16 protein-coding genes are annotated in these 15,968 nt (G+C 43.5%); all 16 read left to right on the top strand.

The annotated features are described in order from the left end of the window. Window positions 1-11 precede the first annotated feature (11 nt). The 16 genes from I2I33_RS10635 to I2I33_RS10560 all read left to right on the top strand — a co-directional run bounded on the left by I2I33_RS10635 (window position 12) and on the right by I2I33_RS10560 (window position 15,160). Complete coding sequence (locus I2I33_RS10635) at window positions 12-800, top strand: hypothetical protein (protein WP_087421547.1); 789 nt, start codon at window positions 12-14, stop codon at window positions 798-800. Between the two features lie 184 nt (window positions 801-984). Further along, window positions 985-1,764 (top strand): hypothetical protein, encoded by a 780-nt coding sequence (locus I2I33_RS10630; RefSeq protein WP_087421548.1) that lies wholly within the window; start codon window positions 985-987, stop codon window positions 1,762-1,764. 68 nt (window positions 1,765-1,832) lie between these two features. Further along, on the top strand, window positions 1,833-2,507 hold the full coding sequence (locus I2I33_RS10625; RefSeq protein WP_087421549.1) for a hypothetical protein: 675 nt from the start codon (window positions 1,833-1,835) through the stop codon (window positions 2,505-2,507). 11 nt (window positions 2,508-2,518) lie between these two features. Next, window positions 2,519-3,115, top strand: a complete 597-nt coding sequence (locus tag I2I33_RS10620) for a hypothetical protein (RefSeq protein ID WP_140402599.1) — start codon at window positions 2,519-2,521, stop codon at window positions 3,113-3,115. A gap of 135 nt (window positions 3,116-3,250) precedes the next feature. Beyond that, on the top strand, window positions 3,251-3,991 hold the full coding sequence (locus tag I2I33_RS10615) for a hypothetical protein (RefSeq protein WP_195666802.1): 741 nt from the start codon (window positions 3,251-3,253) through the stop codon (window positions 3,989-3,991). A gap of 7 nt (window positions 3,992-3,998) precedes the next feature. Further along, window positions 3,999-4,802 carry a hypothetical protein gene (locus I2I33_RS10610; RefSeq protein WP_087421552.1) on the top strand — a complete coding sequence of 268 codons (804 nt, stop codon included), beginning with the start codon at window positions 3,999-4,001 and terminating at the stop codon, window positions 4,800-4,802. Window positions 4,803-4,839: 37 nt separating this feature from the next. Further along, window positions 4,840-5,007: a hypothetical protein gene (locus I2I33_RS10605; RefSeq protein ID WP_162613816.1), complete on the top strand. Its 168-nt coding sequence runs from the start codon at window positions 4,840-4,842 to the stop codon at window positions 5,005-5,007. A gap of 195 nt (window positions 5,008-5,202) precedes the next feature. Beyond that, the gene (locus I2I33_RS10600) at window positions 5,203-8,484 is read left to right on the top strand and encodes a metallopeptidase TldD-related protein (protein ID WP_162613817.1); all 3,282 of its coding nucleotides are present in this window, start codon (window positions 5,203-5,205) and stop codon (window positions 8,482-8,484) included. A 96-nt stretch (window positions 8,485-8,580) separates the two neighbouring features. Further along, a complete protein-coding gene (locus tag I2I33_RS10595; protein ID WP_087421553.1) occupies window positions 8,581-9,675 on the top strand; it encodes a redoxin family protein in 1,095 nt (364 codons plus the stop codon). 195 nt (window positions 9,676-9,870) lie between these two features. Then, window positions 9,871-10,443 (top strand): hypothetical protein, encoded by a 573-nt coding sequence (locus I2I33_RS10590; protein WP_147344457.1) that lies wholly within the window; start codon window positions 9,871-9,873, stop codon window positions 10,441-10,443. Window positions 10,444-10,459: 16 nt separating this feature from the next. After that, a complete protein-coding gene (locus I2I33_RS10585; RefSeq protein WP_087421555.1) occupies window positions 10,460-11,218 on the top strand; it encodes a hypothetical protein in 759 nt (252 codons plus the stop codon). Beyond that, complete coding sequence (locus I2I33_RS10580) at window positions 11,215-11,946, top strand: hypothetical protein (RefSeq protein WP_087421556.1); 732 nt, start codon at window positions 11,215-11,217, stop codon at window positions 11,944-11,946. The genes I2I33_RS10585 and I2I33_RS10580 overlap by 4 nt, the downstream gene beginning before the upstream one ends. A 78-nt stretch (window positions 11,947-12,024) precedes the next feature. After that, window positions 12,025-12,537, top strand: a complete 513-nt coding sequence (locus tag I2I33_RS10575; RefSeq protein WP_087421557.1) for a hypothetical protein — start codon at window positions 12,025-12,027, stop codon at window positions 12,535-12,537. After that, window positions 12,534-13,178, top strand: a complete 645-nt coding sequence (locus I2I33_RS10570) for a hypothetical protein (RefSeq protein WP_087421558.1) — start codon at window positions 12,534-12,536, stop codon at window positions 13,176-13,178. Before I2I33_RS10575 ends, I2I33_RS10570 begins: the two co-directional genes overlap by 4 nt. Window positions 13,179-13,278: 100 nt before the next feature. Continuing rightward, a complete protein-coding gene (locus tag I2I33_RS10565; protein ID WP_087421559.1) occupies window positions 13,279-13,827 on the top strand; it encodes a hypothetical protein in 549 nt (182 codons plus the stop codon). Window positions 13,828-14,053: 226 nt separating this feature from the next. Then, window positions 14,054-15,160 carry a TlpA disulfide reductase family protein gene (locus tag I2I33_RS10560; RefSeq protein ID WP_087421560.1) on the top strand — a complete coding sequence of 369 codons (1,107 nt, stop codon included), beginning with the start codon at window positions 14,054-14,056 and terminating at the stop codon, window positions 15,158-15,160. The last annotated feature ends 808 nt before the right edge of the window (window positions 15,161-15,968 follow it).

Here is a 15,968-nt window from a genome sequence, read left to right as displayed (position 1 = left end):
AAAAAACTGATATGAAAAAGATATATATAATTTTCACAATATCATTCTCTTTTTTGAATACATATGGACAAGATTTTCAAAGTTTTAAACGGATTGAAAACAATTTTACTTGGATTGTTCCTTTAGATTTAGAGCGGGAATTTGAAGCCTTGCAGCAAGAGGTTTGGGAAAAAGGATTTGATTTAGGAATAGCTTACGTAACCCGTGTCCGCAAGGGAAATACTCGTTGGGATGAGGAAGTCGAGTTCTTTAAAGCAAAAGGATTGTTGGATACAAATGCCTCGGTTCCCGATACACTGACCTATTGGTTGGAATCGCGAGTTTGTCTTACAAGTAAAGAAGGTGTAATCCAACCTTATCCTAAAGAGTGGTTGGAAGCAATACCTGATACATTGACGAAACGTTTGTGGAAACGAGGAGACGAGCTATATAGCAAGGTGAAAAACAAGAATTATTTTGATGTATATGCTTTAGTGAAGAACACGGGCGAGGTGTTGTCCGTCTATTTTCGTGTAGATTCGGCCTTGTTGGACGTGGTTCAAGAAAAGGAATTGCAACTGATTTATGATGCGGCCATAAATCAGCCTTTCCACCCGGATTGTTTTGACTTTAATCGTCCGGATGGGAAATTGTTTATGGATACTATGGATAAATACCCAGAGGCGGATTCACGTGTGAATAGAGAAAAACGCGATTCAATAAATAAGATTCGTTACAAGATGCTGGCAAACGCGTACGATCAAAAAATCCCTTGTGTTTATGGTGTGTTGCATTTTTTTAGTCTGAAGAAGGGTATATAGCTTGTGGTCTTGAACTTTGGAGGAAAACGTTGGAAAAGAAAATTATAACAAATATAGTACTTTTTTACAAGCACTTAATACGGTGCCGTTCTATAGCGGTGATGGATGGGTTTCGGGGTTGGTTCAACACGGTTTCTATCCTTTTCAAAGACTTATAAGATTATTACGTGATAAATGAAAATTTATGAAGCATTTTGTATTTTTATTTGTGGCATTGTTTAGTGCGAGTTCCTTGTTTTCGCAAGAGGTATTTAAACTTGGGACGGTGAAAGGGAAACACGTGACGTATGAAGTGAAGGAACAAAATTCTTTCCCGTGGGGCAGAATTGTCAAAAATACACGTAAATCGGATACCGCTAAAGTGGAAGTGATGGATGTGTTCAACTTAGTTGCTCAAACATGGGATATTGAAATGCAGATAGCAAAAATTATTCACGATCGTTTATTACCAGAAGAATTGCGGAAGCTAAGTAAGATAGCAAAATCTTTTCCCTCGGATCATTTTCAAACGATGATTCGGATTGATAGTAATAAGCTGGTACAGGTGGAGTGGTTCGTGTTTTACGGCATGTATCGGGACGGGATACGGAAATGTGCCAGTGAAATTCCGGATACAACGAGACGTCCAATGAATTGTATCGATAGAGACAGTAGCGGAAACATAACAAAGGTGCAGTATTTTGTAAAAGAACCAGAATATCGGAAGAAGGAACCAGATGTTCCCAGTGACGGGTTTTGGATACATTTCGATCCCGACCGGCTGTATGAAATAGAAAAAGACATCGTGAAGAAAGTCATACTACCCCCGGGAATGACGAGGGATTTCGTGTATGTTTTACAGATTGGTATATTGTACGAGTATATCTGTAATTTGAAAAAGGCAAGAGAGGTGAGAGAGGAGGCGATCGAAGCTTGGAAAGAGGAGATGTTAAGATCTAGGTCGGGATCGGTTTCTAATATTTAAAATAACGAATAACAAGCAACAATAATATAAACGAGAAGAGTGAAATAACGAACTTAAACGATAGGCTTATGAAAATGAATGTATTGATTCTGGTGGCGATTTTCCTTTTGGGAAGTTGTACAGAGTCACCATTAGAAATGGAGCAAGAAGATGAAATTTTTAGCGATACACGAAGTGGGATTAGTCCGATAGATGAAGCTCTAGCGAATTTGAAAACTACGCGTTTGGGCGGCCCGCTTTTGACGTATGCCAGTTTGAGGTGTCCGCCGAAGTACGTGATAGAATTTACTTCTACTTTCAGTATCCCCGAACGTTCTATGCGTTACATGGGGATGGGGTGGGTTTTATACAATCCGAATAATTTGCAGAATGGAGACCTTGAACAACTTGCATTTCATGAGTTGTTTCATATTTACAAGGACGGGAATGATGTTAACCGGGTGTTGAATGACGAAATCGAGGCGTATATGGCCCAGTATATTTTTTGTTTGAGCGTGGGGCGGCCCGAGATTTTTAAAACACCCAATGATGAGCTTACAGAGAATATAATAAAATTGGTAAAATGCATGGATTTGGATAGCGGAACTATTACATCCGATGAGTTTGCATCTCACTATGATAAGGCAATGAGAGCGATAAAGCAATGTTCGTTGTATCAAAATAAAGAGGGAGAGGCTCCATGGGTGGAATATCCGGTTCGTGATATATCCACCTTGTGTAATTTTTTAAGAAGTATCAAGTAATAACCTTTATCATGAAACAGTTTATTTTATTTTTAGTAATGGTTTTGAATACCGGAATGTTGTATTCTCAAACGGGAAAAGAATCAAAATCGGATATATTGGAAGGCAAGCAGGTGGGAGACACGCTAACGGGGAAAGGGGTAAAATACAAGCTTTACCGGGATAGCGATAATGATCTCTTCGTGTTGCAAAACTTGGCCAATCAGGACTCGACCGGTTTACGAGAGGTTTACCCGGATGACAAGATCGATGAATATTATATCCCGCAAGAGGTACGAGTGAAACTGGCGACGATCGTGGGGGCTTGCCTGCCCCCGGAACAACGGGCTATTTACAAACGGGGGTGGGCGGGTGTGTTTATACATTTTCGATTGAAACAGGGAAAAATCAAAGAGCTGGCATTCCGGTTTGATAAACCCGAGTGGGGAGATGTCGATCCCCGGTTTAAAGATAACGAGGAATATTTGAAAATGTTTTGGACGATGTCCGTGGATCAGTTTTATAAAATCGAGCGGGCGTTAATCGAAGAGATAGACTGGAGCGAGAAGAAGTGGGCTAGAGAGGGAACGTACTTGAAAGTACTTATTAACAGCGGGGTGGAGTGGTAGAGAAATAAATTACGGGTACTGAAAACATGAAAAAGTCATGAACACAACAAGAGTGAGTGGTGATGATTCGAGATGTGGAAAGCCAGATGAAGCCTTACGTCTACGGTATGCTGGAGTTTTTCACGATGAAATATCTTGGTAAAAGTAAATGAATTGAGTATGACAAGAATAAACTTTTTACTGGTTCTAGTGGCGATTGTCCTTTTTGGAAGTTGTGCTGAGTCTCCATTAGATATGGATCAGGAAAATTTGATTCTTCCCGACCTTCAAATTATGAATAATAAAAAGGAACTTCCTGCAGAATTTCAGGATGTTCCACTAATTATTAAAGATGCTCTTTTGGGGCTCTATGAAACAAAAATAGGAGCAAATCTTGTCAATCGAGCTGCCGAAGCCTTGAAAAATAGTGGTATAAAAGCACGTTTTGTTTATCAATTGGGACTGAAGAATACGTTTAAATATATAGGGAATGGGTGTGTGGAGTATAATTTTGCAGAGATGTCTACAGGTGACATATTGCAGTTAGTATTTCATGAATTAATACATATGGCTCAGGAGCCGAAAGGGAGATTGTCATATCTATTGGAAACTGAAATCGAAGCTTATTTGGGACAATATTTCTATTGCATGATGTCAGGGAAAGAGTTTAAGGCGTTGAGGGGGAATAATCTGAATTTTGAAGAAAAAATAAAGAGTCTAGCACAATTTTTTGATATATATACGGGAAAAACCACGAATGAATCCATGTTTCAACATGCATTTTTGATCGCTTTTACAGAGATCGGGTTACATCCTTTGTATGGTAGTGATAAGGGGTGGAAAATAGGACCGTCTCCATATTCTGTTCGAATACTTTCAAGTTTAATGATAAATTAATGGAATTATGAAACAACTAGTTTTATTATTAGCGTCAATCTTGCTTTATAGCATTGTATGTTCACAGGAGATAAGGGGTAAACGAATCTCTTGTGTCGATGGAATTCCTTTAGAATGTTTGAAGACGGGTGATGTGTTACAAGGGGAAGAAGTGGCTTACGAGGTAAAGAAAGATGTTTCAAGTCTTTTTTTAAAGAACCGGAATAATAGGTACGACACTCTCGGTATTGAAGATGGATACCAGAAGGGGCATGTATATGTGGCCAATACTGGATTTGATAGTTTAAGATATAATATTTGGGAAATCGTGTATAATCATTTAACTCGGGAGGAAATAGATGAGGTAATATGTCAGGGGGCCGGTTTCCGTGTTTTTTGCGTGTTGGATTCTTGTTTATGCGTACGAGAAGTAGTTTTTGGCTTGTCTAAAAATCCTTGTGATTTTGACGAAATAGACAAAGGATATATAGCTTATATGCGCTCGAGATTTATAGATAGCGGGATTTCCAAGGATGCCATTGAAACGTGGGAGAAAGCACACGTAGAGCGAACATTCAATAAGCATCGTGATGCTTGTTTTTGGAGGACATACCCGGTAGATCGTTTTCGTGCTATCGAAAAAAGAATTATAGCAAAGGCTCGATTGAATGAAGAGGACGATTATTATTCGGAAGTGAAGAAAAACGGATGTTGGAAAAATTATTTCGTGGTCAATGTCGAATCCAAAATTTTAGAGAGAATGAGGGAAAACGGAGGAAGTATTCCCGAGGAGAGTGTACTTTACGAGATATTTTATAGAGAAATTTTTTGAAAAACATAAATATATGTATTTATGATAAATATCAAGAATGCTTTGGACGATGTCCGTGGATCAGTTTTATAAAATCGAGCGGGCGTTAATCGAAGAGATAGACAGGAGCGAGGAGAAGTGGGCTAGAGAGGGAACGTACTTGAATGTACTTATTAAAGCGGGGTATATTGACGGGGAGTGTAGAGAAATAAATTATGGGCGCTGAAAACATGAAAAGAAGTAGCGCGACTATATCTACCTTGTGTGATTTTTTGAGAAGTATTAAGTAATAAATTTCATAATGAAACAGATTATTTTGTTATTGGCGTTGACGAAAAGTTGAAGGGAGATATGAAATGGGATGTAAAACTTTCTTTTTAATAAAATGAATTTTATAGGCGAACTTTAAAAATATGGAGATATGATAAAATCTAAATTCTTGTTGTTCTTGTTGCTCTTTTGCTCTCCGGTTGCCATGGCTCAGGAACAGGACAAATTGTTGCAATTGCTAAAATCGGAGTTGACGTACAGCATGAACGAGTTAAAAAAGCAGGCTCAAGCTCCTTATTACATGAATCTGCGGGCAATGGACGATTACACGGTGAACGTCACAAGTAGCTTTGGTGCGATAGCATCCTCCCGGGAAACCCGGATGAGAACACTGGTTCCACAAGTGCGGTTGGGCAGCCTGGAACTGGATAACTTCAAGTACAATTCGCAAGGGGCGGCACAAGATCCTCGCAGAGGTAATGTCTCGGGAGTGTTCCTGCCGCTGGATGACGAGACGACGGAAGGTATCCGCGAGGCAATCTGGCGAGAGACATTGAAACGTTACAAGTTTGCCCAACAACAATTGGAAGTCTCGAAAACGAAAGCCACGGTAAGCGTGGAGGACGAGGACAAGGCTCCCTGTTTTTCGGGTGTTACCGCAGAGAAGTATTACGAGGCCCCGCTGGACGGCATCGACAAGATAGTGGACGTCGCTGTGTGGGAAAAACGCTTGAACGAGGTTTCCGCCGTGTTCAAGGCTTGCCCGGAGCTGCAACAGGGAATGGCGAACTTGACCTTTCAGGTTTACCGGACCTACTTGGTGAGTAGCGAGGGTGCGGAGGTGGCACAGAATCGGGTATCGGCCCGGGTAATGTTGTCTGCTTCCATAAAAGCTGCCGACGGGATGGTGTTACCATTGAATATGGATTATTTTGCCTACAACCCGGACGAGTTACCGGGTATTGACCGGATGGTTGCTGATGCGAAAGAGATGACCCGTCGCCTGCTGGCGTTGCGAGATGCACCCGTGGCCGACCCGTTTACGGGTCCGGCGATCCTTTCGGGTCCGGCAAGCGGGGTGTTCTTCCACGAGATTTTCGGCCACCGGCTGGAAGGTCATCGTTTGAAAACGGGAGGCCAGACGTTCAAGAAAATGGTGGGAGAGCAAGTGTTGCCGGTGGATTTCCAAGTATACTGCGATCCCACGTTGACTCGTTATGCCGGGACGGACCTGAACGGTCACTACCTCTACGATGACGAGGGCGTGAAGGCTCGACGGGTGAATAACGTGGAGAACGGCGTGTTGAAAGAGTTTCTGATGAGCCGGGTTCCGCTGGACGGGTTTCCGGTTAGCAACGGCCACGGACGGACTTCCGGCGGGGGGGATCCCGTTTCCCGGCAGTCCAACCTAGTGATCGAGACCGCACATCCTTACACGGAATCCGAGCTTCGCCAGATGTTGATCGAGGAGGCCAAGAAACAAGGGAAGGAATATGGTTACTACTTCAACGCCGTGACCAGCGGATTCACTTACACCGGGGAAGGTGGAAGTCTGAACTCGTTCAACGTGACTCCGCTAGAAGTTTACCGGGTGTACGTTGACGGTCGTCCGGACGAGCTGGTTCGCGGGGTGGACATGATTGGGACCCCGCTCTCGATGTTCTCGAACATTACCGCCGCCGGTGACCAACCGGCCGTGTTCACGGGGATGTGCGGTGCCGAGTCGGGTTGGGTTCCCGTGACGGCCTGCTCGCCTATGATTTATGTGAGCCAGGTGGAAACGCAACGTCGCACGCAGTCTCGCGACTTACCTCCCGTGTTGCCGGCCCCGGACGTGAATACTTCTACCGGTGGTGATGGTGACGAGGCGATCTTCGGGGCGATGGACGAGGAGTTACGGAGAAATATGGCCGGTCTTTCGTTGCCGGGGGAGGCAAAGCCTTATTACCTGTCTTACGTGTTGACCCGTTACCGTCAGTGGCAGATAGCCGGTTCGCTGGGAGGCATCTTTTATTCCACGGTAACTCCCTGGCAAAGCTCCGGTGGAGTGCAGGTGATGCTGGGGAATTACCAGCATAACAGTGATATCCAGTATATGGGGCAGGTGGCTCCCGTTCAGTTGCCTGCAGAGTTGGACGGCTACAACATCCGCCGGGGATTTTGGGAGACATCGGACTTGATGTATCGTTTCTCGTTGCAAGTGATGGCACGGAAGATTGCGCACCTGAAGAGCAACCCGTTGCCGCCGGCCGAGGCAGCCGTGCCGGATATGCAACAACTTCCGGCCGTCACCAAAATGGTAGAGCGGCCGAGACCCTTCGAGGTTGATCTTGCAGCGCTGGAAGGAATGGTAAAAGAACTTTCCGCCCTATTCAAGGATTACAAGGAGTTGTTCAACTCCAACGTGATGTTGGTCGCCGTGGAACAGGACAATTACCGGTTGACAAGCGAGAATGTCCGATTGAAATTCCCGCTGGGGTTAGTAGGGCTCACGGTGAGCGCATCGGTGAGAACGACCGACGGCTCGACGGTATCTGATGTCCTTGCGATCAGTTCGCTGGATAATCCGGCAGACCTGCCGTCCATAGAGGAGTTGAAGAAGAAGGTGAAGGACTTTGCCGATAACTTGATGGAATTGAAGGAGACACCGATGATTGAGGAATATTACACGGGTCCAGTGCTCTTCGAGGGGGGGGCTGCCTCCCGGCTGTTCACCGATAACTTGCTATCACCGGGAAGATTACTGGCACTGCGGACGATGGCCCCGGCTCGGGGAATGCTGGACGAGCAACTGGGGCGTAGAATCATAGATAGCCGCTTGACGGTGAAGAATTACACGACGCTGGCGGAATATAACGGGACCCCTCTTTTCGGGTGTTACGAGATTGACGGGGATGGCGTGGTCCCGGCAGCCGAGTTGACCCTCGTGGAGAATGGGGTCTTTAAGCGAATGTTGAACGGTCGGGTTCCCACGCTGAAAGCCCCGGAATCCACGGGTAGTGCCCGTTTTATGATTTCACCGGATAACCCTATGGCGATCGTCTCCCCGGGAACCATTCACGTGCAGGCGAGCAAGGGCGTTGGCCCCGAGAAGTTGAAGAAGGCCCTGTTGAAGGCGGCTAAAGAGGCGGATCTGGAGTACGCCTACATCGTTCGACGCATCGGTGGAGAGGCATCTGCGGTTTACAAGGTGAACGTGAAGGACGGCAAGGAGATCCGGGTCCGGGTGAACAATCTGTCTGCTCCGGAATTGACGAAGTTAATGGATTTGAAGGGAATATCTTCCGATGAACGAGTGATGAACTACTTCCCGAACGGCGTTCCCGCCTCCCTGATCTACCCGTCGGCAATCATCGTGGGCGACGTGGAAATCAACAGGACTACACCGAAGATCGAGGAAGAGCCGGTGCTGAAACATCCGTTGCAACGATAGTGGAAGAAAGAAATAATTAATTATAGACACGTTGTCAACTCTCCCGTTGAAACTTACCGGTCGAAACGGGAGGGGTTTATTAAAAAAGAGAAGGTCATGAAAAAAATAGTATTATCAATGTTGCTGGTAGTTTGCTCGTTTGTAGTGAGCTTGGCCCAACAGGGATTCAAGATCACGGGAGAATTGGGAGGGACGATCGGGGGAGATTTAGTGTTGGTGAGTGCCAGCCCGGGAGGGGCGGTTAAATTGGATGAGGCTCTCATGGTGAACGGTAGTTTTGAATTTTCGGGACAAGTTGATTCCATGATTCTTGCTTACATAATGACAGCGGAGCAACAGCCGATAGCCACGTTGATGCTCGAGAATCTGGAATACACGATCGTGGCAGGGGAGAATGGCATAGAAGTACGAGGCGGAGGGGAATCCCAAAAGATATTGAACCAGTACAACGTTATCAATCAAACTATCACCCGGGAAAAGATGAGGATGGAACAGGAGGTTCGGGCCGCTTATGCCGAACAGAACCAGATGAAGTTGCAAGCGTTGCAACAACAATTTGAGAAGACAATGACGGAGGTCGGAAAGAAACAAGAGGAGTTGTTTAAAACTTATAAAGATTCGCCCGTCACGGCCTTCATGATCGCCTCTGTCATGCTGCAAATGGATTATTCTTCTTTGAAAGCTCTTCACGAGATGTTGGGAGAACCGGCCAAAACGTGCTTTTACGGGCAATTGATTGCCATACAATTAGCAGCTTTAAAACAAGTGGAACCGGGATCCGTTGCCCCGGATTTTAAGGGAGTAACGTTGAATGGCGACACGCTTTCCCTTCACGGGATCAAGGCAAGAGTGAAACTCTTGGATTTCTGGGCCTCATGGTGTGAGCCTTGCCGCCGGGAGACCCCAAACGTGCGCAAGATATACCAAAAGTATCATGACAAGGGATTGGAAATCATCGGTGTTTCGCTAGACGATAAAAAGCAGGAGTGGGCCAAGGCAATGAAAAACGACAAGGTCACTTGGCCTAACGTTTCAGACCTGAAAGGAAAGAACTCGGAGATCGCCGCCCGTTATTTCATCAGGGGAATCCCTCATACCATCTTGCTGGATGAGGATAACCGCATCGTAGCCAAAAACCTCCGGGGAAAAGCGTTGGAAAAGAAGATTGCGGAGTTATTAGGGGGAAAATAAGGAAAGCAAAACTGAATTTTTAATGACGGAAAAAATGAAACAAGGTATATTGTATTCATCCTCAATCTTTAATCATCTGGCTGTATAGAGTGGCAACAAGACAGGTAGATATAACTATGAATAAAAATGATGAAAGCGATTCTATTATTTGTTTTATTATGCCTAACGTTAGGAGGGCAGGCTCAAAATTTGAAGATGGAAAAAGTTTTTGGTTCGGAAAAGAAGGCTCGTTGGGATTCTTTGACTTATCGACTTCAATACGGGAATGGGATTTATTGTATCCAAGATACCTGTGATGCGGTTTTGGTTTCTGATTACCCGTTCGCTGATCATAATTTTGACTATAACAATGATATCGATTCTTGTCGGATCGCTTTTGATCACGCACAAGAGGCTTGGACTATACAATGTATAAAGGCTTTGCCGGGAGATATTTTGCGTAAACTCGTGCAGCATGTGGAGCGATACCCGAATTTGAATTTTTGTATGGCTTCTATTCAATTTGATAGAGAAGGAAAAGTAATATATGTTTCTTTTCAGATGTATGGTGTATTATTTGAAAGCATGACGGAGGAACAAATCAAGCGATTTTATCGGACTATAAAAGAAATGAAAGTTCCTTTGACCGGATTTTTTGATTTCCTCGAAGGGAAATTTGTTGCTAGTGGTGATATTGATTTTTTAAACCCGATTCTAGAAGGTAAAGTGACTTTCCCGGGAGGGGAAAACACTGGAAAAGAAGATTGCGGAGTTACTGGAGGAAAATAAATAAAAAAGAGAGGATATGAAGACGTGCAAATTTATACTGTTATTTGTTTTACTCGTTTCCTGTTGGAATTGTGCGGAGCCGGAGTTGGGATTCGAGGAAAAGGTGCTTCCCGATGCCGAGTTGAACTTTCTCCCCGAAAATATAAGGGTCATGGATTTGCTTGCGCCAGGTTACCTTGATGCTTGGGGGGATGCCACTTTTACTATTTTGAATAATAGTATAGGCAATAAATTGTTGAGATATGTCAAAGCGTTGAGTCCCAATCGTGCTTTTATTCGTTTCGAGGCTATACCGGGAGAGGATGGACTGCCGGATATGAGCAAGGAAGAAATGGCTTATGCGGGGAGTGGATTAATACGTTACACGGGTAAAGTGCTGAATAATGATTGTAAAGACGAACTTTTATTCCATGAATTTTTTCACGTATTTCAAAATGGTATTGAACGTCCACCGAGAAAAAGCGTGAACAATGAACTGGAAGCTTGTCTGGCTCAATATTTATACTCTGACAGTAAAAGCAGTAGTTATTTTGCTGTTGTAATTGATCGTGATTTTCGACCAATACTTGTGGCACTTGCCTCTTGTATAGATAAACGTACCGGTTATTTGAAAGAGGGGATCTCGTATGACGAGTTTCACGAGAAATACGTGGCGGCGTTGGATTTTATTGCAAAAACCCCTCCTTATAATGGTTCTGATTGGATGCGAGATCAAGCGGGATATAACGAGCATCCTTTTCCAAAACTTGTTCAATTATTAAATCAACACTTATGAAACAGATTCTTTTATCATTAGCAGTATTGTTCGCAACGAGTGTCGCGAACGCTCAAGACGTGTTTAAACTCGGGACAACCGTGAAAGGGAAGCACGTGACGTATGAAGTGAAACATATTGTGACTCTCTATAAGCCTAAGGGGCCTTCTTACCCGCAATGGATTGTTCGTAATGTTCATAACGTGGATACCGTGCAGAAAGAGATACCGTATAGGGGTGTGGTGAAACGGGGCTTTTTCGAGGATTTAAGCATGCAGATCGGCATCATTCTCCACGATCATTTGTCAGAAGCCGAGGTCGCGGAGCTAAATGAAAAAGAGAGAAAAAATAAACCATTCGGGGAAAATGCTGGGGTCGTGTTGCGTGTGGATAGCACGAAGCGTAAAGTGTTGCAAGTGACTTGTTTTTTGTTTTATAATCATTACGTGGCGGCACGGGATCGGGCGGCGAGAGGATGGCAACGGGAGGGAGATCCTGTTGCTTACGATGGTTTTTGGCTGAATTTTGATCCCGACAGATTGTATGCGATAGAGAAAGATATCGTGAAACGATTAGTGTTGCCTGAAGACACACCGGAGATGTATTTGAATGACGATTTCGAGGTATATATATGTCCCGATCAAATACTTGACCCGGAAAAGGCTAAAGCGAAAAAGGAGGCAGAGGAGGCAGAGCAAAAAGCGTCAAGGGAATATTGGCAAAAAAGAAATCAGATGTATAAGTTATAGGCTTTTTAAAATTCGAGGAAAGGCACTGGAAAAAAAGATAGTGGAGTTGCTGGGCGGGAATAAATAAAAAGAGAGGACATGAAGACGTGCAAATTTATATTGTTATTTGTTTTACTCGTTTCCTGTTGGAATTGTGCGGAGCCAGAGTTGGGAATCGAGGAAGAGATACTTTTTGATGCCGAATTGAACCTTCTTCCCGAAAATGTAACGGTTGCGGATTTGCTTCGAGATAATTCTCCCGAGGAATTTAAACAAGCCACGGGAAAAATATTGGGGAATACACTGGGAAGGAGATTGCTTCTAAGGGTTAAAAGTATACCGAATCGTCCTTTAATTTATTTCTGGCCCATCATGGATAAAGACGGAAATTTGGTCATGGGGGTTGATGGAGAACTGAGATATTATGGGATGGGAAGGATTGATTATAATGAAAAGATATTACGAGATGCGAATAGAGATGAACTCTTGTTTCATGAGTTTTTTCACTTTTTTCAAAATGGCAACTTACTTCCAAATAGGAACTTGAACAATGAAGTGGAAGCTTATGTTGCCCAGTATTGTTGTAAAAATTATAAAATAGAATACACATGAAAAAGATTATTTTGTTGATTATTTCTTTGTTTATCGTGAATATCTTGTTTTCCCAAATATTGTATGACGAAGGTATCGTGAAAGGTAAGAACGTGACGTATGAAGTCAAGCGTGGCAAAGGACATTTGAAATCGTTCACGTTTATACGAAACGTGAATAACCCGGACACCACTTTTCGAGAGGTGCCTAATCATAATATAATCCCTCCGCAAATGGTTGATATCAACATGCAAGTAGCTGAAATTATACACGATGGATTGTCACCGAAAGAATTAGCCCAAATATATCGTAGTGCTCTTATCGGTATGACATTTAGGGTCGATGCGAAAAAAAAGGAATTATTGCAGGTAACTAATTTTTTTTACTTGTGCGATGAACCGTTTTGGGCAAACTTCTCTCCGGACAGATTGCATGATTTGGAACAGCTTATCTTGAGAAAATTGAAATTACCGTCGAAATTGCAAGAAATCTACGTGGAAGCTGACTTTTTCGTTTTTGTATATGGAAGTGAGATTCAAAATATAGAGGAAACGAGAGAGACTCGAAGAAAAGCGATAGAAGCCTGGAAGCAAAAAGATTTTAAAGTTGAAGTTCGGCCATGGCCTAAATTTGTAATAAAGGAAAAACAAGATGAAGAATGATGTTTTCATTAAAAATGAATGTCGGAATGGATCGTAATAGTTAAATAGATCGAACATGAGAAATTTTATGAAATAACCAGAAGCTATTAAAAAAAGACAAATGAAACAGGTTATTTTATTAGTATTATTACTATTCGGCGTGAATTTTTCACTGTTTTGTCAAGATGTATTCAAACTTGGAATAGTGAAAGGGAAAAATGTGACATACGAAGTAAAAGAGTATAAATGGAATTATGCTGAGTGGACGGTTCGTAATATTCATAATCCCGATACAATGACAAGGTGGGAACCGGTAAATAATCCCGGTGCGAACGTAAATTTAAGTAGTGCTTTGCAAATAGGACAAATTGTTCGGAAAAGACAGCGCTACCCGGATCATTACGATGGATTTTGGTTAAATATTGATCCTGACAGACTCCACGAAATAGAACAAGATATCGTGAAAAGGTTCAAAGTCCCTGAAATCAGCGAGGATAGGCTGAAGGATCTTTTGACAGAGAATTTGCCATTCTGTGTATTTTCTAATGAAATTCTTGAAGTGGAAAAGGTTATGAAAGTGAGAAAAAAGAGGCAGAAACAAGATCAGAAAGAATGGGACCAAATAAGGAAGGAGAGAGAACGAGAGGATAGGAAGCAAGAGAAGAGATGAAGAACAGCAGATGTAGATACATGTTTTAAGATGGACCTGAATGTAACCCCATTTTCTAACATTGTAACGCTGATGAAATATTAATTGTAAAATAGGATTACGCATGGCTTAATTTTATAGAAACGTTGACTGAATGCGAAGTTGAAGCGTGAAGATAAAATGTGATCAGTGATTTGAATAAACATGTAGAACGCTCCTTTTGATTGGGGCATAAAAATAATTATATATGAAGAAAGTGATACTGTTACTATTATCCGGAGTGTTGTTTGGAGGGACTTGTTTGGCCCAGGATGGATACACGATTTCCGGGAAAATTCGGGGCATATCGATTACTAAAGTCTTTGTCGTGACAGCCGATTTTGGTCGGGTCGATACGCTGGCATCAACCCTTGTTGAGGGGGATAAGTTTATACTCAGAGGAACGGTGTCCGGGGAAGCTCGTGCCGTGAATCTAGCTTTTGCCGGGGTGGAAGGACAGGTACCCTTGTTGTTGGAGAATATAAATTACCAGGTTTCAGTTACGGCACAAGGGGCTGCAATAGAGGGTGAAGGACTGGCCGTGAAACTTTGGAAGGAGTTTGAACGCATCGGCCATGATTATGCTGTCGAGAAAAACCGTGCCGAGGCAGAGTATAAGGCTTTGGAAGGCGAGGGTAATGCGGCGAAAGTTGAAAGTTTGCAATTTCGTCTTGACAATGCTTACAAGCAATCGGTGCTTAAAACACAGGAATTGATCAAGGCTAACGCTGACAATTATGTCTCGGCTTACATCATCGCCTTGAACATGGCTGCAGATGATGAAGCCACGCTTCGTGCTAAATATGAATTATTGGGGACGTCGGCTCGTGCCACAGCTCCCGGCAAAGCCATAGCGGCGATGTTAGATCGATATGGTAAATTGATCGAGGGAGAAGTTGTTCCCAATTTCACCTTGATGAAACCTGATGGCAACACGTTTACCTTACATGGTTTGCCCGCTAAATGGAAGGTTATACATTTTTGGGCTGCACAACAAGGTAGTTCTCGGCAGGATAACTCTGATTTGGTTAAGTTTTACCTGCAATATCGCCCGAAAGGTCTTGAAATTGTCAGTGTGGCTCTGGATGAAAGTGCTGCCATGTGGAAACAGGCTATTGGGCTTGATGGGATGATTTGGACCAACGGTTCAGACCTTAAGGGTATGGAGTCCGAGATTGTCCGCCTCTATCTGGTGCGGGATCTCCCGACTTATTTCCTGCTGGATGCCGAGAATCGTATCGTTGCTCGTAATCTTTCGTTTCCAGAGCTTCGTGCTAAAATGGCGGAGTTGACGAAGAGGAAAAAGAAGAAATAAAGTGCTTTTTATTTTCAGGTGCGTGCGAAAGGGGGAGTTGAAAAAATGTTGACTCCCTCTTAATTTTTAATACTCTCGATCACTTTACGTGAATACCCGTAGATTACAGGGTGAAGACAGCAATCAATCACGGTACATCTTCGGTTCTCCTTCGGTACAAGGTCGCTCGTGGGCGTTTGTTCGGCGGGTAAGAATCGTCAGGGCCACGTTGTTATTCCCGTTGTTTTCCCGTTGAAAACAGGGGGAAGACAGGGATTAAAGGCGTATCAAATTCGAATCAAGGACGTTTCAAAGACGTTCACGGGTGTCGATGAAAGGTGCTTGCCGGGCGAGAGCGCGGTCCCTTTTCCCGGTCGTGCCGCCTTTCCCTCCCTTTTCCCGGTGGTCTTTCCCGTTTTCCCGGTAAAATTTTTTCTCCCTAACGTTTTGCCAGTCACGGTATTGGTCGGGGGCTTGAAAAAAAGATGAAAAATAATGGTGAAAAAATTTGGAAAAGGGGGAATCATTGCCTTATCTTTGCACCCGCTTTCGAGAGAGAGGGCACGAGGGAAAGAGGTTAAACGAGGGGACGGGAAAAAAAAGTTTGAAAAAAAAGCTTGAAAAGTTTGGAGAATGAAAAACAAGCCTTACCTTTGCAGCCGCTTTCAAGAGGAGGGCACGAGGGGATGACGGGAGCGACAAGATGAAAAGAAGAGTTCTTTAAGATATTGAAATGAACAAAACGTAGCGAGCGTGAATCGAAATCGACGGTAGTCGAGATTCATGAAACACATGACCCGGCCAGAATAAAATTTCTGTAAATAACTTT

This window comes from Butyricimonas sp. BSD2780061689_150309_C8, assembly GCF_015560935.1.
Taxonomy (GTDB): domain Bacteria; phylum Bacteroidota; class Bacteroidia; order Bacteroidales; family Marinifilaceae; genus Butyricimonas; species Butyricimonas paravirosa.
The sequence above is the reverse complement of the archived record's forward strand: the minus strand, read 5'-3'. Positions and strand labels throughout refer to the sequence as shown.